This is a genomic window from Aliidiomarina taiwanensis, from assembly GCF_003987015.1.
GTDB classification, from domain to species: Bacteria; Pseudomonadota; Gammaproteobacteria; order Enterobacterales; family Alteromonadaceae; genus Aliidiomarina; species Aliidiomarina taiwanensis.
The window spans coordinates 1-18,277 of sequence record NZ_PIPQ01000016.1 but is presented as its reverse complement, the minus strand read 5'-3'; the positions used below and the strand labels follow the sequence as shown (position 1 = coordinate 18,277).

Annotated in this window: 13 protein-coding genes and 2 pseudogenes; 7 read left to right on the top strand and 8 right to left on the bottom strand. The window is 45.8% G+C overall.

Annotated features, from left to right (window positions below):
* Nucleotides 1–399: 399 nt before the first annotated feature.
* From CWE15_RS11700 to CWE15_RS11685, 4 genes are all read right to left on the bottom strand, one after another.
* Nucleotides 400–1,026, bottom strand: a complete 627-nt coding sequence (locus tag CWE15_RS11700; protein ID WP_126758271.1) for a hypothetical protein — start codon at nucleotides 1,024–1,026, stop codon at nucleotides 400–402.
* Nucleotides 1,026–1,535 (bottom strand): hypothetical protein, encoded by a 510-nt coding sequence (locus CWE15_RS11695; RefSeq protein WP_126758270.1) that lies wholly within the window; start codon nucleotides 1,533–1,535, stop codon nucleotides 1,026–1,028. Before CWE15_RS11695 ends, CWE15_RS11700 begins: the two co-directional genes overlap by 1 nt.
* Before the next feature lie 249 nt (nucleotides 1,536–1,784).
* Nucleotides 1,785–2,330, bottom strand: coding sequence for a hypothetical protein (locus CWE15_RS11690; protein WP_126758269.1), 546 nt, complete (start codon nucleotides 2,328–2,330; stop codon nucleotides 1,785–1,787).
* Entirely contained in the window at nucleotides 2,312–6,742 is a 4,431-nt protein-coding gene (locus CWE15_RS11685) for an RHS repeat-associated core domain-containing protein (protein ID WP_126758268.1), read from the bottom strand. Before CWE15_RS11685 ends, CWE15_RS11690 begins: the two co-directional genes overlap by 19 nt.
* 202 nt (nucleotides 6,743–6,944) lie before the next feature.
* Here CWE15_RS11685 and CWE15_RS11680 point away from each other — a divergent pair, with 202 nt between their 5' ends.
* Nucleotides 6,945–7,943 carry an IS110 family RNA-guided transposase gene (locus CWE15_RS11680; protein WP_126758267.1) on the top strand — a complete coding sequence of 333 codons (999 nt, stop codon included), beginning with the start codon at nucleotides 6,945–6,947 and terminating at the stop codon, nucleotides 7,941–7,943.
* On the opposite strand, the gene CWE15_RS11675 is transcribed toward CWE15_RS11680, so the two are convergent.
* Nucleotides 7,912–10,770, bottom strand: coding sequence for an FG-GAP repeat domain-containing protein (locus CWE15_RS11675; protein WP_126758266.1), 2,859 nt, complete (start codon nucleotides 10,768–10,770; stop codon nucleotides 7,912–7,914). The genes CWE15_RS11680 and CWE15_RS11675 overlap by 32 nt on opposite strands.
* Nucleotides 10,771–10,871: 101 nt before the next feature.
* Nucleotides 10,872–11,225, bottom strand: a complete 354-nt coding sequence (locus CWE15_RS11670) for a hypothetical protein (RefSeq protein WP_126758265.1) — start codon at nucleotides 11,223–11,225, stop codon at nucleotides 10,872–10,874.
* A gap of 276 nt (nucleotides 11,226–11,501) precedes the next feature.
* On the opposite strand from CWE15_RS11670, the gene CWE15_RS11665 reads away from it, so the two are divergent.
* Nucleotides 11,502–11,915 (top strand): hypothetical protein, encoded by a 414-nt coding sequence (locus CWE15_RS11665; protein ID WP_126758264.1) that lies wholly within the window; start codon nucleotides 11,502–11,504, stop codon nucleotides 11,913–11,915.
* Nucleotides 11,916–11,943: 28 nt separating this feature from the next.
* A complete protein-coding gene (locus CWE15_RS11660) occupies nucleotides 11,944–12,192 on the top strand; it encodes a hypothetical protein (protein ID WP_126758263.1) in 249 nt (82 codons plus the stop codon).
* Nucleotides 12,193–12,323: 131 nt separating this feature from the next.
* Here the strand turns inward: CWE15_RS11660 and CWE15_RS11655 are convergent.
* Nucleotides 12,324–13,950, bottom strand: a pseudogene (locus CWE15_RS11655) (IS3 family transposase).
* A 71-nt stretch (nucleotides 13,951–14,021) separates the two neighbouring features.
* On the opposite strand from CWE15_RS11655, the gene CWE15_RS11650 reads away from it, so the two are divergent.
* Entirely contained in the window at nucleotides 14,022–14,672 is a 651-nt protein-coding gene (locus CWE15_RS11650; RefSeq protein ID WP_126758262.1) for a hypothetical protein, read from the top strand.
* 566 nt (nucleotides 14,673–15,238) lie between these two features.
* Here CWE15_RS11650 and CWE15_RS11645 read toward each other — a convergent pair.
* Nucleotides 15,239–16,105 carry a YifB family Mg chelatase-like AAA ATPase gene (locus CWE15_RS11645; RefSeq protein WP_126758261.1) on the bottom strand — a complete coding sequence of 289 codons (867 nt, stop codon included), beginning with the start codon at nucleotides 16,103–16,105 and terminating at the stop codon, nucleotides 15,239–15,241.
* Nucleotides 16,106–16,243: 138 nt separating this feature from the next.
* On the opposite strand from CWE15_RS11645, the gene CWE15_RS12210 reads away from it, so the two are divergent.
* From CWE15_RS12210 to CWE15_RS11630, 3 genes and pseudogenes are all read left to right on the top strand, one after another.
* Nucleotides 16,244–16,378 carry an integrase core domain-containing protein gene (locus tag CWE15_RS12210; protein WP_126758272.1) on the top strand — a complete coding sequence of 45 codons (135 nt, stop codon included), beginning with the start codon at nucleotides 16,244–16,246 and terminating at the stop codon, nucleotides 16,376–16,378.
* Nucleotides 16,379–16,664: 286 nt separating this feature from the next.
* Nucleotides 16,665–17,282: a hypothetical protein gene (locus tag CWE15_RS11635; RefSeq protein ID WP_126758260.1), complete on the top strand. Its 618-nt coding sequence runs from the start codon at nucleotides 16,665–16,667 to the stop codon at nucleotides 17,280–17,282.
* A gap of 587 nt (nucleotides 17,283–17,869) precedes the next feature.
* Nucleotides 17,870–18,277, top strand: a pseudogene (locus CWE15_RS11630) (transposase); the annotation flags it as partial.

Sequence of the window (18,277 nt, the reverse complement as noted above, 5' to 3'; positions counted from 1 at the left end):
TCTGAGAGAAGCAACGAAATCTGGTATCGTTGTCCCTCGGTCAGCTGCCGATAACTCATGTTGGAACTCACTTTTTTTGGTCGAAAAGTAAGACTACCACATGTCGGTAGCTGACCTCCCTTCGACCGATCCCATTACATGAGTGTTGCGGTTATTATCTGAATTCAGGACTTATAATATTATTTTTTACCTATACTAGTAGCAGCATATCCTTGATCTTGTGGCGTAGTAATAAAGTATCATACTAGGTGCGTCGTAAGTAATTGATTTTTCGATGTCGAGATTTAGCATTTAAAAAATAAAGTATCATACTCAACATTAAATCAGGCTCTAAACTTTCAGTATCATAGGAGGATGATTTTCAACTGCAGCTTTTCGCGCACCCCGTTGAAGTTACTATCATCGAGGAGTCACAAACTTGGGGAAAAACTGCCCGTTCAAATAAACGCCGTCTAACTTTGAACAAGATAAAACGCCGGGCTCAATCTTCCCGTAAAAACTATAACCAGCCAAAATACGAAATTGATTCAATACAATATGTTCTTCTCCATTATAATAAGACAGCGTTAAGTCTTTGCCTTTATACTGCGGCGAAATATCAATAGAATAACCAAGGCGCTCATTGCACATCGGGAGTACGTTATTAGTCTCAGGCAGCCCATGACGGGGAACTTCAGTTATACGTTGAACCCGGCGTACTTCACCATCACTTTCTTCAAAGTACAAACTGAGCGTGAGCGGCTCATTAAAATCACATGACGCTAGCTCAATTTCAGATGACCACCTCATACCATTCTCATCTACAGGAACTTCAAGCCACAAGGGCTCTTCAGTGCAACCAAAAAGCTCATAGAATGCTTTTCTATCCCCGGCTCCGAGAAAAATATGATTTACTTGCAGAACAAGAGGCCCTCCTAACTGCTCGCTGACAGAAAACCAACTTATACCGAGCCTTGAACTCGCATTCACATTCCCAATTTGCAGTCCAAAGCCTATGACACAAAAGATAAAGAGCAATCTAGTCACTATCCGCAGCCTCCATAAATGTTGCAATTTTCTGTTGCGTCAGCGATATAACTATCCAGGTAATCCGGATTTGAAATAAACTTATTCGCGTAATTAATTTCCCATTGATAAGCGCGAACTTCCGTTGCATTTCCCATCTGCGACCAAGCGGGCCCCGCACTTTTCCAGTCGCGATAATGAATCAGCTCATGCCCCAAAACCAGCTGAGCAACCCCAGAATGGCCATAGTACCCATTTGGATTTAACTCCATTTTCCCATTCTGGTAAACGACGCCTGAATCATGTAGACGATAATTAGCATCTACTTTTATCGAATGCACACCGACGCCGAACTCCCCTAAGATAGCCTTAGCTAAAGTTGAAGCATCTGCAACTAACGCGTCAACAAGGGTCGATAACTCGTTTGAAATATCAAGCGATAGAGCCTTATCTCTATGTGCGGAATCCCTTAAAGTTACTTTTGTTCGCTTTGAGTTGTCTGCATCTTTATCTTCATAAATATCTTTCATGGCCCTTCGTCGCGCAGGCTTCTGGGAACGCTCAAAAGATCGCAAAGAGAATATCGTCAGCCTGTGAGGCGTTTGTAGTCATTCGTCCGTACCTAAATCCGCTAATTTATCTGGCCTAGGCTAGATCTAACGTCGTTTTCACCCGGCCTTTAAATAATATAACTGGCAAACTCTAAAGGGCGGCACCTGCTGTGATGAACTGGCAAGGCCTGAGATTTCCCGATATCTTTTATGGTAAAAATGTAAACACTACTCTTCTAAACCTGAATACGACTCTATAACCCGCAGTCCAGCTACTATGTCTCCCGTCTTTATATATTCGCAAAATCCCATACTGACGGCGCTTAACATAATCATATTCTCAAAGCCTGGGATAATACCTAGGCTATGTAATTCTCTGCGTACAGGGGAGTTTTCAATATCTAAATTCCAGTTTACCCAAAACCAACTTTCAACAACGGTTGTGTAATCAACTTCGTTGACGATCACGGAGCACTCATCACTACCATTACTTGTCGCCAACGCATGCAAATACCAACTAGGTAGGGCACTGCGCATGTTCTCTAAGGCTTCTCTAACCGAAATTGGGACTACAACCTCTCCAGATTTTGCCAATTTCGGTTGAATCGCGATAATAAAATCTTCACCAAAAGGCATCTCTTCCGTTTTACCGACGTAAACTGCCTCGGCACTCATGGCTGGGCTATTGCCTATAATTACACGCTCCAAACCTTCATCTTTGTCAAGGCCAGAAGAAAGCCATGTAATCGATAAAACTAAAAACATTGTTCGCATAATATAGCTCCTTTAGAAACGCCTCTTAACCTGCTTCCTTGGTAACGAATACTCGACGGACTCATACTAGATGGATCATAGTACCTGATCGCATTATCTTGATAATTTCCAACGTATGAACGTAACCCCGTTGATTCCGCGAAACGAACATCATGCTGGGAGAAAAGTAGAGAGGCACTACCTGAGGGATGAGTATGATACATCCCGACCAATGAACCACCTTTCGGAATGACTACAGTTGCACCAAATGCCGCACCTTGTCCTGTCGTTACTGCTTCACTGAACCAAAATCGTTCTCCGACTTTAACTATCCCACCACCATATTCTGTGTTTTCGTTTCCAATGGATTTTGCATAACCGAGACCAGCTTCTGCGGCTGCGTCGATCGTTTCATAGCCATCTTCCGGTATCCAATCATGATCAGTATTAGTCAGCATCCTAGATTCAGGAAACTCAGATGCAGCCTCTCCATCGCCTGACTTCCCACTTATTTGACTACTCTGCTCCCCGCTAATAAATATCGCCGTCATAGCTCCTGAAACCGCCCCATTCGCAAACTTACCGCCCACGAGGTGGGATACTGTTCCTCCAACCATGGCAGACATCAGTATGTTTCCTGTTGGGCTTCCTGCATTTCCACCCAAAGAGCTTGCACCTGCGCTCACAAAGCCGTGGCTAAACTTCCCGCCTTGCACCGAGCTCGCTGCGCCGCCAACAATTCCCCTCGACATGAAACCGCCAACTCCCTTTAATCCACCAAGGCTTTTTCCCATGCCGGCCGTCAATCCACCGACTATCGCGCCGCGTAAATTGCCGGTCGCAATACCGCCGGCAAAAAAACCTTTTAACATCGTTGCACCCATGGGCTGTGCACCTGGAATAACCATAATAGCTATCGACAGTAGTGGCGTAAATCTGCCAAACGTAGTGCTGAGCTTCTTAAAGAAATACCCACTCGGGTCAGTGTAGCTCAGTGGGTTATTGAGTACATAGCTGTAGCGGTTATAGTTTTGTAAATTAGTGCCCGCTTGAATGAACGGGTCTGCCTGCATGAAGCGCCCAAGCACCGGGTTGTAGGTACGCCCACCCATGTGAATCACATCCATGTCGTTCACCATGGTGTGGCCGGTATAGCCGCGCATCTCACCAAGATACTTACCGAGCACAAATTGGTTATGGCTCCACAACGTCGACTGTTTACCCCATGGGTCGTAAGCAAGCTGTTGTTTGAGCACATTTCCGCTCACCGCATTGCCCGTTATCACCATGGTCGAGCCTTGAGCGTCCTTATGGAGATGCGTGACCCGCTCTGTGCTTGTAGTGGTCCCATGGTAATCGGTGTGCGTTACAACCGTACCACCCACCATAAAGCGATGCTCTATGTCATTGTTTTCTAGTTTGACGCGTTCATAACCGCCAAATATCCAACGCTGCTTCGTGTCATTTCCACGGATATCTTCTTGATAAACCAGCGTGCGATTTGGCCCATACGTAAATAGCGTTCTAAAATTGCTGGACCGACGCACTTCAATCGGCTTATCAAACGTTGTGTATATGAACTGATTCGTTCCGTCCGACGTAACATTGCCGTTGGCATCGTATGTAAACGTCTTGTTCCCATGTGATGACGAAACCGAGGTCAACCGCGTCGGTCTCCCGCTAGCCCCGTAGCTAAAGGTTGCACCATTCGTTCCCACATCACCCTTGGTTAAGATGTTTCCGTGTCCATCATAGGTGTAAATTGCAACCATCGCGCTGCCACTCATCGTTGAGTAGTTTGAGTTAGCAGTCGCAAATAGCTCAATCCCTCCCGGCGGTGGCGGATCCGTTGGCCCGGTGCAAATAAGTCCCGGAGGACACGGTTTGGGGTCTGGGTCTGGGTCTGGGTCTGGGTCTGGGGGCGGGTTCGTACCTCCCGAAACGACATCAAGGTTATATTGCTTTAATCGGTATCGGTTGTCGTAAATAAAGCTTTCATTGACATCCGTCCCCGTACCCGACCGAAAGCGTTGCTCCCGAAGCGACAAATTTCCGACCAAATCATAGGCATAATCAATGCTTCGGATTAAACCGTTATGATTGACGCTTACACCAGACAGCCAACCCGTTGATTCATGGTAGCTGTACAGTGTCTCTGCACCATTTTGAAACAGTACGCGCGTTCCATTACCGCGCGCATCAACCTGAGTAACTTGCTCAATCATATTGCCGGTCGCTTGATTACGATAGCCTTTGAAGTGCCCATTTTGGTAAATACGCTCCACCACTAAACGCGACAAACCCGACCGATTGGGATAGCGCGTAAGGCGTGGACGTAGAAAGCTATCGTAGGTGTAATCGAAAGTTGCATCTTCGCCGTTATTGAAGACAACCTTTCGAGACATAAGTCCCTGCGCATTGTAGGTGTAGTGCTCATGGTAGGTGGGTGTCGCCGATGTTGAGCACTCTCTAACTCTTGTGAAACGGACCACTTCAATCAAGCGCCCTTTAGCATTGGCCGTCGTTGAATGAGCAGGCGCATATTTGTGGCATACAGTGCTCGCTTCAGATGCGACACCAGAGGCAGCAGCATGGACCTCACGCACGACTCGTCCTAGCCTGTCATACTCCATCGTGATTTTATTGCGAGTACCGTTAGGGTTTGGCGCATCTTTTTGCTCGATAAGTTCACCGAAGGCATTGTACTTATATTCCCAAGTACCTTTCTCCGCGTCATGCATCGCTGTGCGACGACCATCTGCATCATAGGTATTGGTTACACGAACGACGGTTTGCGTTCCAACTCGAGAGCGGACCACTGCGACTTGTCCCGAAGGATGATAACTATAAAGCAGACTATCATTGGCGCTGTCTTTCACTTCAACCACACGACCCGCATAATCGTGAACCGACGTGGTCGCGCGACTGTACGCATCCTTTGTCACTGTTGACAGTCCACTACGTGCTACCGTGCTAAACCCCCCATTCGGAGCCCTTGTCTTAAACACGTCACCATGCCTGTCGTAATAATACTGAACATATCGATTCCCGACAGATGTCGATGGCTCATACACACGACTTGGCCGACCAAGCGCATCATAGGTCGTACGCACATGACTCACACTTCCAGTCAACAACTGTCGCTCTGACCGAATTTCACGGCCAAAGCGATCTACGTAAACGGATTGCGTGGGCTTACCCGCTCCCGTGATGGTTAGTTTGGACACGGCGCCCGTCACACCACATGGACCGCAAGCCGCCCACACGCGCTCCTGCTGAATAATTTCACCACCAGTACCGAATGAAACTGCTGAGCGGTGCTCACGCCCAAATGTGTCAAAATACACATGAGATTTCTCGTTATTCATCCCCGTGCTTGTTATTTTCACGGTATGACCAAACGACTCTGTATATGCCAGTTGCGTGATTAAACCTTCGGCATTGGTGCGTTGCATCACCCGATTAAATAGAGCGTCGTACACATTCCTTGTCGTACGAGCGCCCGATGGGGCAGCGCCCGGCGTAGGAATACTGCTTTTCTCGATTACATTGCCGGCGATGTCGTAGCTGTAAGTGGTAACAAGTGACTGAGACTGCCCAGACAGCGTCACGCTTTCAGTTTCAAGAAGGCCATTACTTTGATAAGTGAAATTGGCTTCACGGGTCATGCTGTTGGTACCATTCGAGTCGGTCAGCGATGTTTGGACGGTGCTTTTTGACAACCGTCCAAAGCGCTTGTTCTCACCACCTAGATTCAGCAACCCTTTGGTTGAAAAGTATTGGTTCTGTGTCGTCACAACCGTTCTATGGCTCGTTGCAGAGCCATTGGCAGTAAATCCTGACGTGGTGGTTGTCGACTGTAAAAGGTTACCGTAAATATCATGTGAGAATGAACTATGCACCCGAGTTTGTGGGACACTACCGGTAATGGTTCCTCCGTCTGTCCGCTGAATTGCATAACTGTATTCTTCAGATTGCGAAACATAAGGGTGACGACTGCCTGCTGGCCCATTCGCTCTAACCGACAAGGTATTTTTCGCATAACTTAGTGGAAAGTTACCCTCGAGGTCCAAGGTCTTTGAGGCTAGAGGCATTCCAATGAACGGAAACTGCTGCGCGTAACGCGTTTGAGTAGCGATATTAGTGCTTATATCTTCAGATGTTATAAACTCGAAGCCAAGCAAACCGCGTCCTTGTCTGCTTACTAATAGGCCGCCATACCGATAAAACACCTTGGCAAAATTTCCATCTGCTATCTCTCGTCGTACGGTTCCGACGACGCTGTAACCGGCATAAAGTGCAAATTCTCCGTTATCCTGCTGACTGGAGTTTCGCCGCTGATAAATATTGGGATTACTAAGTGAGCTGTAGTAAATCTGCGTTCGAATGCCATGACCTTGTATGATCACTTCTAATGGATATATGGGTAACATGTAACCATTATCGGGAAGCCGTCATGACCTTGAAGCAGGTAAACTGACTTCGTTCGTAGAGTGGCTCCCGCCTCATTTACCTAGCCCGAAGAGTATCAAGAAGCACTCAAAGTGACTTCGTATGACAAGGTTGAGCGGTAAACAAGTGCGAGGTCGGGAACCGATAATCATTATTCCAAACTATCCTATGGGAGTGCAAGTAATGAGTGTATTTGTCGGTATCGATATCGCTGCTAAATCCGTTGATGTTGTGGCTCGTAGCAATAACAAAAGCAGTGTTGTTAAAAGTTATGAGCAAACGCCACAAGGGCATAAAAAGCTTGCTGATAGCCTTTTGAAGCTACAACCAACATGCGTGGTGATGGAAGCCACTGGTATTTATTATCTGAACTTGGCCATTGTCCTGCACGACGCAGGTATTAACCTGTCTGTGATTAACCCTAAAAGCTTCAATCACTTTGCAAAACTAACGCTAACCAATAGTAAAACAGATGATATCGATGCTGCTTTGCTTGCAGAATACGCCCAACGCATGACACCTAAAATGTGGAAGCCACCGAGCAAGGGCCGACTTCAGCTGCGAGATATTTCGCGTCAAATCAACCGCTTAACACATGACTGCACCAAGTCAAAAAACCGCTTGCATGCGCTGCTCGCCTATAAAGACACCAACATAATCATCATTGAAGATGAGCGTGAAGGTATTGAACAACTGACTAAACGGATAAAACGCTTACATCAATTGGCTATAGACGTTATCAATGCCGATGAATTCTTAAAACAAAAAATGGAAAACCTAACCACTGCTAAAGGAATAGGTCCTGTCTCTGCCGTCACTATTCTAGGCGAATTAATGGTTTTGCCAGACACCTTAAAACCCAATCAAGTAAGTCGCTTCGCAGGCTTAGATGTTCGTTTAAACCAATCGGGCACTAGCTTGAATAAACCAGGCCGGCTGAGTAAAGCAGGCAATGCTTACTTACGTAGTGCGCTCTTTATGCCCGCCTTATCAGCGTTACAACACGATCCAAATGTGAAAGCATTCCACGATGCATTAGTCGCTCGTGGTAAAAAGAAAATTCAGGCCGTGTGTGCGGTCATGCGTAAATATTTAACCGGTATATGGGCGTGCTTACAAAGCAACACCCATTTCGATTCATCAAAATTATTCAGTGAGATACATAAACAGGCTTGTGTTTAATCAGAGTATCTACTGTAAACTCGGTGATCGCATTCCGAGCAGGTGTGCCTAAATTATTTTTACGAACGCGCCAGTAGTTTTGATTATCTGCATAAACGAGCTCTGGAAGTCCATCCCCATTCAAATCCGCAAACCGATAAGGCACACCGCTTTGACGCGAAATTGTGGCACGCTTCGTGAGAGCTAGTGTAGATGAGTAAAGCGGAGTTGCGGTCACATAAATCCCCCAAACACCGCCTGATTCAGGAACGAAAATTTCAGATTTTCCGTCACCGTCCAAGTCAACTAATTGAAGAAGCGAGCGCGCACCTGCAATATCCGGTACTGACAACGACTTACCACTTTCGAATCGTTGTCCATTCGATAACCTGTAAAACCAACCATGACCATTGTTATACACCAAGTCAGACAAACCATCGCCATTCAAATCCCCGATACGAATATTCTTTTTTTCGCCCAGAGGCATTTTAAAAGTATATTGCTGTGTATCGGGGTTATATAGATACAAATCATGCTTGTCGCGCGGTATATACTTACCGAAGCACTCATCCGTATTTGGTGAGCTATCAAGACATTCATAATAGGTGGTTTGAAGCAAAATATCGGTGTAACCATTCCCATTCATGTCGAAGAACACCGAATTAGCGAGGCTTGAGTGAGACGCTGGCGGTAAGGCCTGACCATCAATGGGAGGAGGAACGCGCGGCTCTTGCTCTAACACGGCTACCAGCACTTGCTCAGAAAAACCTTGATGCTGTGCTCCATTCATTCCCAAATTCATGTACGCATAGATACGATTATTTTCGATAAAAATAATATCTTCGAAGCCATCGCCATTGACATCCGCAACTTTAGCGCGGGCACCTAACCCTTTGGCAGGTAAATGCGTATTCACACTAAGTTTCTGAAAGCCCTGTGACAAATAACCACAGAAGCCAGCTCCGTAATCGAGCTCACAGCCGTCATCAGGCTCATTTGCTCGCATACCCAATATTCGCCATATTCTCTCTTCATTACTAGCAACCAACAAAGCACGTCGTCCTGACCCGTCATAATCAATGGTAAGCGCTCGACTTGGCGCATTTGCACCGACACTTCCTAAACTCTCACTTTGTACGTAGCCCCCTATACTCCCTTCAGGATAACAAGCCCCGGCCACTTCTGGAGATTCTGCGCATGGACTGGGCGACAGGCCCCCCAGACGTATTCTCCACTGTCCGTTCTCAACGTAAACAAAATCAGCATGCCCGTTTCTAGTGAAATCCATTATAAGCTGAGTGTTAGGATTCACAGAGGGAGCGCCATATGACGTTTGAGTGTCAAAAACTCCCCAGTCATTCTGCTGAGGCTCTTCCCAGCAGATATGAGGTGAGTAATGATCGCAAATCACAATAGGATCAAGGGACGCGGAGGCCGGGCGCTGCCAATCGAATGTGACAGGATATTTACAGCGCTCGAGCCCGTTGTGCACTGAGCATTCCTGTATACCGTCGAGGTATAGATTGTCCTCTGGTAAATTCTGCACTCTGTAATCAAGACGATAACGCCGTACGAGGTGGCCGTGAGAAGAAACCCTAACGCTTTCAATTCTCCGGCTTGATTGAAGAGGCGTTCCGTATTGCCAACCTGTTTTTGTGGAGCGAGACCCCATCTCCAAAACCACATGGTGCAAAGGCTGTTGGTTATTTGCACGTAGCGTGTAGCGAACACCTGTAAGGTAGTGCTCACCCGTGTTTACGAAATTTGTATAGGTATATTCAATGTAGTTTCCCATAATGTCGGCTGTTGACTTTTGAGCCCACATTTTTGGTACATTCTTAACAGCGGAGACAAGCGTAGGGTGAGTATAGAAAAGAGCGTCATTGCGCGCTGAGAAAGGAACCGACGTGGGAATGGCGCGGGTACTCGTAATGGCATTTAAGTCCCCAAAATAATGAAGCTCCCCTGCCTTGGTCTCCACCACGAATGCTCGAATTTGTCCGCTCACACGATAGGGGTGAACCCGTGTCGATGGGCTTAACTCTGGGACAAAGTAACTGGATCCCCAGTAATTTGAGCTATTGCTACCAAGCAACCGCTCTCCATTAAGGCACAACCGGTCACGATTGCTAAAGGTCACGCCATTTGCAACTCCATCATGAACAACGGTTTGCGGACAACGCGTTACTGCACCGACAGCACTTAAACTCCAACCTAAACCAAGCTGTCCATCACCACCACGGCTATTGTATGAGAATGCCAATTGAGGCGTGACTCCTGCGATACCTTCAGGCGTATAAATCGGCACTTCAATGGTGGCAGCACCTGATTCATCCACTCGGAAGTTAGCGGTCGTCGCCTCATGGTCCGATGGCGTCAGTAATGATGAACCACCATTAGAAAGGGTACGAAACCGCGGCTGGTACGGCGGCTCATCATCAAGATTCACCGAGCGCATCGCAAGATTACGACCGACCGAACTAAAGCGCAGATGGTATTGAACGCCATCTCGCTCCATCAGGATGACCAGTCGTTTCTCTCCATTGGGCCCTATCGCCTCATAGGACAGATGCACTAAATCATCATGCCCCTGCGTGAGACGTCGGCTTCGCCATTGGCGCTGGTTCATTGGTATCGCAACCCACTCGCCGTTCATAAACTCAACTCGAATGAATGAGCCTGGACGATAGACCGACATTACCTCACCATTTGGCTCTGCAATCACCGCCGGAGATAATCGCAAAAACAAATCGCCGCTTTCATCCATATACGGAGTCCATGTACTTGCAAAAGCACCGGAAATAGACGACAGAAACAGTAAAATAGAGCCAAGTAGGAGACGACGCATAAAAATCCCTTTTCAGTTCGCGCACGCATCATTCCCCTCACCGGAATAACGATGCTCATGCGCTCCAAGGATGGAACGATAACTAGCGAAAAAGTTTCAAATTAGATGGGTAGAGAAAGCTCTACAGACTCAACCGTGCATGTCGCTTTTTTTGAGTCAAACTCCAGTCGAATATCAGACTGGCTCGCAATTGCTGTCATAATAAGCGAGCGGTGGAGATCGAACTGCTTCGCTTTATCGTCTAACAACGCATATTCACCATCGACTAGTTGGCAACCAAGTCCTGCAGCTGCGTCAGCTTGGATTTTAACCATTACCTCGCGAGCATTGGACTTTAAGCTTGGTGTAATGACTTCCGCATGACCCTGACAGATATTGGCATCGCAGTTCGCATACGCTGAGCCAGCGTAGACAAGCGATAAGAGGGCAGCTCCTGCAACCATTAAATATTTCATGACTAACGTCCTGTAACAAACAAAAGGAATAAAATATTAAAACCACCTTTTAACAAGGGCAATATCGCTTATGTTATAATTCGTTATCATTTTGAAATTCTTCGTCACGCGTTTCGCACATTTGAGTTCTCGGTCGCTGGATATACCGAACAGAGCATTTAGAGCGACATGTTATATCCGGGGTCCAAGATAACTTTTTATTGGTGCATCTATGCTGTCGATTTGCCAAATCTCATGTACTTTAAGACACCGACACCTACACTTGGAGAGCGAGTCATGGGAAAAGTATTGAGCGTTAACCCCGCTGTCTTTAAGAAAAGAAATGAATCCACGACGCTTAGCGATGATCAAGGAGCACTACTAAAGCTTGTTGGCTCCCTTAATGAATGGGGTATTAGTCCAAACTTATGGGTGGACATCATGGATGGGATCTCACCGATTGAAATCAATACTCCTCGCCAAAGCCTTACAACAAAATTAACACCAGACCAAAGAGAGCGCCTTTGTCTCATCGCAAGTTACGATAACGCATTGAAAGCCCTCTTTGTCCAAGAGCAACATCGCAGAGAATGGATACATAACAAGCACAAATCACTGGATGGGTATTCCCCTTTAGACGTTATGACATGTGGCTCGCTACTTGCGATGTATGAACTCAATAGCTATCTACAAGGGCTTTTTCGCTCTTGATTTGCCCAATTTAATCCGAGGCAATTGTATGAAGAAAGAAACAAGCCAAGCTACTACCGTTATCGAAGATATTATCTGCGACATCTGCGGCGAAAGCGTCATACCCAGTGAAATAAAGAAACGTCTTAAAAACGCCAATGACTTTTCTGACTACGCCAAGCTCACAGCATCGTTTGGCTACGGCTCTAAACGTGATGGTGAGCGCTTTAATTTCGATTTCTGTGAGTCGTGTTTCAAAGTAATTGAGGCAAACGTTAGAGAGTCACAGGGTAAGTAACTGAGGATATAAAAGCGAAGCTGGTCGGGAGAAGTATCGTAAATCAGCGATTGCTTACAAGTTATCCTATTGAGTCGAACCTGCATTTACACTAGCGGTGTTTTTCAAGCTAGTTGACACCTTTTTACCATTTAAGCGGCTTGTTTATCTTCCTGCTTAATGTGCTCTTTTTCTGGATTCAGTGTGGTAGGCCCAACAGGCTCACAGTTGCGAACATCACGCTTACCCCAACGATCAGGATTTGCCGCCTTTACAGCTTCCATACGCAGCTTGCGCCTAGCCAAGATAACTCCATCTTGCCCGATGTGGCGCTGATGGGGCGTTACGAAACGCAATTTACTGTGCTTGTGCTCGTAGTTATACCAACGCGTAAACTTCAGCACCCAATCACGCGCTTCATCAAGGCCTTTAAAACCGTTCGATGGCCATTCTGGGCGGTACTTGCAGGTTCTAAATAATGACTCTGCAAATGGGTTGTCGTTACTCACTCGAGGGCGACTGTAAGACGTTGTAACACCAAGCTCGTAAGCTTTTGCACGCATCGTCTGTGACTTCATTGGTGCTCCATTATCAGAGTGCAGAACTACACCTGAGTGTAAACACTCCTCACGCAATAGCGTGCGCTGCAGCAGTTCCGAAGCGAGTTCACCCGATTCTTGTTCATGTACTTCAACGCCAACGATTTTACGACTAAACAAATCTTCGATCATATACAGGTAAAAAAACTGACCGCGCACCGTGCTCGGTAAATAGGTGATATCCCAGCAAAAGACTTGGCATGGCCCAGTTGCTTCAAACGTCTTGGGTGCTTTATGCCCCCTAGGCGCAGCGCTACGGCCACGGTGATGCAGCTGGCCATGCAGTTTTAACACCCTATAAAAAGTAGACTCAGAGCCATAATAAACGCCTTCATCAAGCAGTGTTGGCACGATCTGCGTTGGCGGTAAGCTTGCAAAACGCTTTTCATTGCTCACCGCTAATATTGCTTCTTGTTCTGCCTTGGAAAGCTTGTTTAGTGGCTCAGGTCGTACGGCATCAGGGCGCTTATCCGCAAGCACCTGTCCGTCTTGGTACCAGCGTTTGTAAGTGCGTAAACTAATCCCTACTTCGTCGCAGGCGAGCGGTTACCGCGCACCCGACTGATTGGCTTCACGTATCCATGCAACATACTGTGTGCGCTCTGAGACCGAGGTTAATCGTCCTCGTTGTCGTTCTCCCAAAACGCATCCAGCTTTTTTGTTAAGTGCATCCTTGCACTTAACCGCTCCGCGGCTACGCAAAAACCTGCTCCTGACAGGTTTATCTTAGTACCAGTAATGCAGCAGTTTCAGCCAGAGCTTTTTCTTTTCTTCGCAGCTCGCGCTTGAGATTTTTAATTTCTATTTGGTCAGCTTTACGCTGCTGCTTAGATTCAACCTCTTGCTCACGTGAATTTGCAAAACCTTTAAGTGAGCTGGCTTTCCAGCCTTTAACTTGTTCAACGTAGAGCCCTTTAGAGCGGCAGTATTCACTAAGCTCGGCTTCATTCATTGAGCCTGTTTCAATAACAACAGCAAGTTTAGCTTCTGCTGACCATTGTTCGGAAGTTGGTTTGTTTCCTGGCACTGAGCGCCCCTGTAATTTGGCTTTGTCTCGCCAATTATACAAAGTTTGTAGACCAATGCCTTCAACCCGAGATACTTCTGCGACCGTCATATTCAACGGGGGTAATAATTTACTAAGAACTGCATTTTTACGTTCTTCAGAATAACGTGGCACAATCAAAACCTTAACGCCCTAACTGGTTAAATTTTAAGTAGTGTCAACTATCCTGCCAGAGGGGGCTATACTTGGATAAACATCATAAAAAAGGTACTGATGAGTCTATAGTAAAGAACATTTCCGAAGATCCTGAAAAGCATTTGTCAGTAACCAAGCTTAAAGAGCAAATTTTTCAGGACAACCTCGAGTATATGATAGGGTGCGAATTACGCAATTTTAGTCAGCATGCGTCGATTATTGCTCGAACCATTCATCAAGGGACAACACGAAACTTGGAAACGGGCTACCTAACGACTAACCTAAGCGCTTCAATATCCAAAAAAGAACTTAGTAAGGACGTTAAACGGCACAAGCTTGACCGAATGCCAGAAGCAATCGATCTTCAATCATGTTTGGATGGGTACGTTGATGGAATATCCCAAATGCATGTTTTGAATCTTCAATTACTGCAGGAAACTATTGACAGTCTGATCTTAGAGGTTCATAAATTTGCTAACTTAGCCAGAGTTAAAGCAGAATTGAACACCGAATACTCATACAGAGTCGAAATAAAGCCGACCTTTGAAAATGACAATCCACAAGGCCAGAGTTCTAATCTCCAACTAAGCATCAGTTCGACATGGCTAGACTTGATAAACATCCTTCGAGATAAACAACGATTTCGTACAAACTTTCTCCACACTAAGTACGAGCCTTGTCAAAGCAGTTTGCCTCTATAATCAAGGAAAACTGCCTTGATGAATATTGTGAAACGAACCTCTTTAACCAGATAGATCATCCGCAAAAAACTGAGTATGATACTTTATTACTTAGTATGAAACTTTATTACTACGCCACAGAACTAACAACAAACACCAACAATTATTGTACCACCAAACCCTTAGCGCCCAAAGTCAAAAACAAAAAAGGCCACCTCAACTGGGTGACCTTTTTGCACAATTAAATTTGGCTAGAACTTAATTGTGAGCTGTTAGCGTGAAAACTGAAGGTATTATTACAGAATCACAACACTACTGCAACCCCACTAGCAATACAGATACTACTCTGACTATGGGACGTCAAAATCCTTTTATCCAACCCCATTTGAGCTGTTTAAAGAGTAAATTAAATCCCAAGCATTAATAACACTCCGTAATATTAGGGGCTCTTGTTGTGAGTTGGGGTAGGTGAAGTCGCCTCTTTACTTTATTTGGAAACCCGGAAGGTAGTTTAAGAAAGTTCAACGGGTAACAGCCACACAAATACCACCTATCTTTTAGTATCATCTATTTCTGTAAATTATCATCTATTTCTGTAACTGACAGCCCCCACCCACGAGCGACGCTGCCGAGCAAGAATGGTGCGGACTGCGAAAGGGCCGCTGACGCCACTGGCTCAGCTCGAAGCGTTGGTTGCTTAACGACTGAATAGCCGCCACTTCTAGTGCGTGTTGTTCACTCAAGGGCGGCATTAAACCGTTTAAGCGCTTGGCTAACATGGTTTTACCTGTACCTGGCGGGCCAACAAATAGCACATGGTGACCACCCGCCGCTGCTAATAACAAGGCTCGCTTGGCTACGGGTTGCCCCTGCACGTCGGCTATATCGGGCACCTGTTGCTGCTGCTCTGCAAGCGCGGCAGGTGCTATCGGTTTTAAGGGTTGCTGCTGCGTTAAATGCTGCACGGCTGTGTTTAAGTCGGTCGCTGCATAGGCCATAGGTGTGCGCAACAAGGCCGCTTCCGCCTCATTTGCTGGCGGTATCAATGCCATTCTGTTTTTATGGTGTGCCGCTAACAACGCGGGCAGCATGCCAGGTACAGCTCGTAACGCGCCGTCCAGTGCAAGTTCACCGTAACACTCCACCGTTTCAAGTGCCGAGGCAGGTATTGCTTCATTTGCAGCTAAAATGCCAAGCGCAATAGCCAAGTCGAACCGCGCACCGTGCTTCGGCAGCTCTGCCGGCGAAAGGTTCACCGTAATGCGCGCCACCGGAAACTCTAGCCCGCTATTTATAATGGCCGTGCGAACCCTGTCTTTGGCTTCTCGTACCGTGGTTTCCGGCATGCCTATAATTTGGAAGGCAGGTAGCCCTCGGCCCAAGTTTACTTCTACCTTTACTTCCGGTGCATCCATGCCCACTTGCGCGCGGCATATCACCACAGCAAAGCCCATAACACCTCCTTGAGTATGCTTAACATTGTGTTTGCTCGAAGAGTTTAGTGTAGTGGTTTAATAAGAAAGGATGCCAGTGGGTTATCGCGGAAAAATATCTGTTTAATCGCCGCTAGAGTACTTATCAAGTCATGATTTATTTTAGTTCATTTTCCCCTAGCTCATCTGGAGCAGGGCCTATCCTGGTCTTACTGGATTGAATTATACAACAACGAACGCCCGCACGATTCACTCAATGATATGACGCCGATTGAGTACCGCAAGGCGGCATAAATATTCTAAGAGATGACAGTGTTATAAATGGGGTATTTACATACCGCCTTTCTTAGCTTTAACAAATTCAGCATTAGCAATATCAAACTCAAATATTTTAAAACCATATAATTACAATTGTGATAAATAATGCCTCCAAGCATATTTATTTTGTTATTAATATGGAGTATTCATTGACTTGTTGGTTTATTGTTTGAATGAAGGTAAGGTTGTATGCGTACCTGAAAGCTTAAGCCTCCAGGTAGCAGTTTAGATGTTGACTTTTTACAATTAAAGGACGTTGAAAATGGATAAAACAAAATCTAAAATGACAACGCTCGCATCAGCGTTAACACTGGTCGCCTTTGCCACAATTTCTAAACCAAGTATGGCTCAAGATCCTCGACCGATTGACCCCTCCGAACTTGCGGGAATGTCTTTCGCGTGCCAAGCGGTGCTTAATGTTGTTGCGATGACAGGTTTAGCTCGTGGCGGAAATACCATTTATCAAGCAGGCTTTGCAGGTGGGTATGTTCAGACTATGTACGGCGCTGGGGTGATGGAACAAACGTGTGATTATGCGGCTTATGAGATTTTGGAATATCTATCTCAGCTTGAAAATAAAGATTGGGAAGATTATTTGGAAGAACACTGTGATGGGGATCAATTCAAATGTAGTGATCCGTTGATATCCGCGAACTCGGCATATTGCCAAGGTTTGTACAACTGCCCTGTCAACCCTCTCGATTGTGCAAATGGATTTGCATGTGCAACGACAATGCTAGAATCCAATTATTCTGTTAGTTTGACTGCGAACGATTGGTTAAACGCGATGTTGTTTTACGGCACGTCGTCACAATTAGGAGCATGGGCAATTGGTGTCCCGAGAAGCGGCGGAGGTAATCCCAGCTTTGAGATTCCATAAATTATTGGTTAGACGTTACTATGCTTTGAAATGCCCACATTAAATGTGGGCGATTCATGAAAGTGCTATATGCATTGGAGTAAAAGTGCTTAAAATTATATTTGGACTCTCTCTGTTATTTATTTTGTGTTTTGTAAAAACAAAGAAGCATATAGAGCAAGGGAATAAACCGCATCTTCCTTTTTCCATGAATTGGAAAGGTTATATTGTAATCTTTTTAAAAGGGTATCTACTTATATTAGTTGCTACTTTTGCAGTAAGTATATTGCGAAACGAACCTACTTTGGCTTATTTTAGTCCAGAGGAATTGGGTTATATGGGAATTTTTATCGAGTCATTTTTTATGTCTCTTTTAGTGTCGTCCTTTTTCCTGATCTCATACTTTCTCCTGAAAGCGCGGTGATTAAGGTGACAAAGAATTACCATCCTGTAGATTTCATCTACCCCGGCGTTTTTCAAGGTAGTTGACACTTTTTTCTCGTTTAAGCAGCCTGTTTTTCTTCCTGCCAGAGGGGTGTAATCCCCCCGAAAAATAAACGGGGTCAAAAGTAGAATTTTCTCGTAAACTAAAACGCAGGAGATTCTGCATGAAAACATCAAAATTTACAGACAGCCAAATCATGGCGATTTTGAAGCAAAACGAAGTTGGCATTAAAGTGCCTGACCTGTGCCGAGAACACGGCATTAGCAGCGCCACATTTTACAAATGGCGTGCAAAATATGGTGGCATGGATACTGCGATGATCAAGCGTCTAAAAGAACTCGAAGATGAAAACCGTCGGCTCAAAAAGATGTATGCCGAAGAATGCCTAAAGTCCCAGATACGTCAGGAGGCACTTGAGGGAAAGTGGTAAAGCCATCTTTACGCAAAGAGATGGCGCGAGCTGCCATTCAACGTCATGGTATTAGCGTTCGTTTTGCCTGTGTTTGTATGGGCATTAGCGAGAGCTGTTACCACTACCAAAGCAAACTCAGCGATGAAAACGCTGTAATTG

Coding starts and splice junctions, on each gene's coding strand:
- CWE15_RS11695 (WP_126758270.1), bottom strand. CDS start 1,535: ATGAAAGATATTTATGAAGATAAAGATGCAGACAACTCAAAGCGAACA.
- CWE15_RS11690 (WP_126758269.1), bottom strand. CDS start 2,330: ATGCGAACAATGTTTTTAGTTTTATCGATTACATGGCTTTCTTCTGGC.
- CWE15_RS11685 (WP_126758268.1), bottom strand. CDS start 6,742: ATGTTACCCATATATCCATTAGAAGTGATCATACAAGGTCATGGCATT.
- CWE15_RS11680 (WP_126758267.1), top strand. CDS start 6,945: ATGAGTGTATTTGTCGGTATCGATATCGCTGCTAAATCCGTTGATGTT.
- CWE15_RS11675 (WP_126758266.1), bottom strand. CDS start 10,770: ATGCGTCGTCTCCTACTTGGCTCTATTTTACTGTTTCTGTCGTCTATT.
- CWE15_RS11670 (WP_126758265.1), bottom strand. CDS start 11,225: ATGAAATATTTAATGGTTGCAGGAGCTGCCCTCTTATCGCTTGTCTAC.
- CWE15_RS11665 (WP_126758264.1), top strand. CDS start 11,502: ATGGGAAAAGTATTGAGCGTTAACCCCGCTGTCTTTAAGAAAAGAAAT.
- CWE15_RS11660 (WP_126758263.1), top strand. CDS start 11,944: ATGAAGAAAGAAACAAGCCAAGCTACTACCGTTATCGAAGATATTATC.
- CWE15_RS11645 (WP_126758261.1), bottom strand. CDS start 16,105: ATGGGCTTTGCTGTGGTGATATGCCGCGCGCAAGTGGGCATGGATGCA.
- CWE15_RS11635 (WP_126758260.1), top strand. CDS start 16,665: ATGGATAAAACAAAATCTAAAATGACAACGCTCGCATCAGCGTTAACA.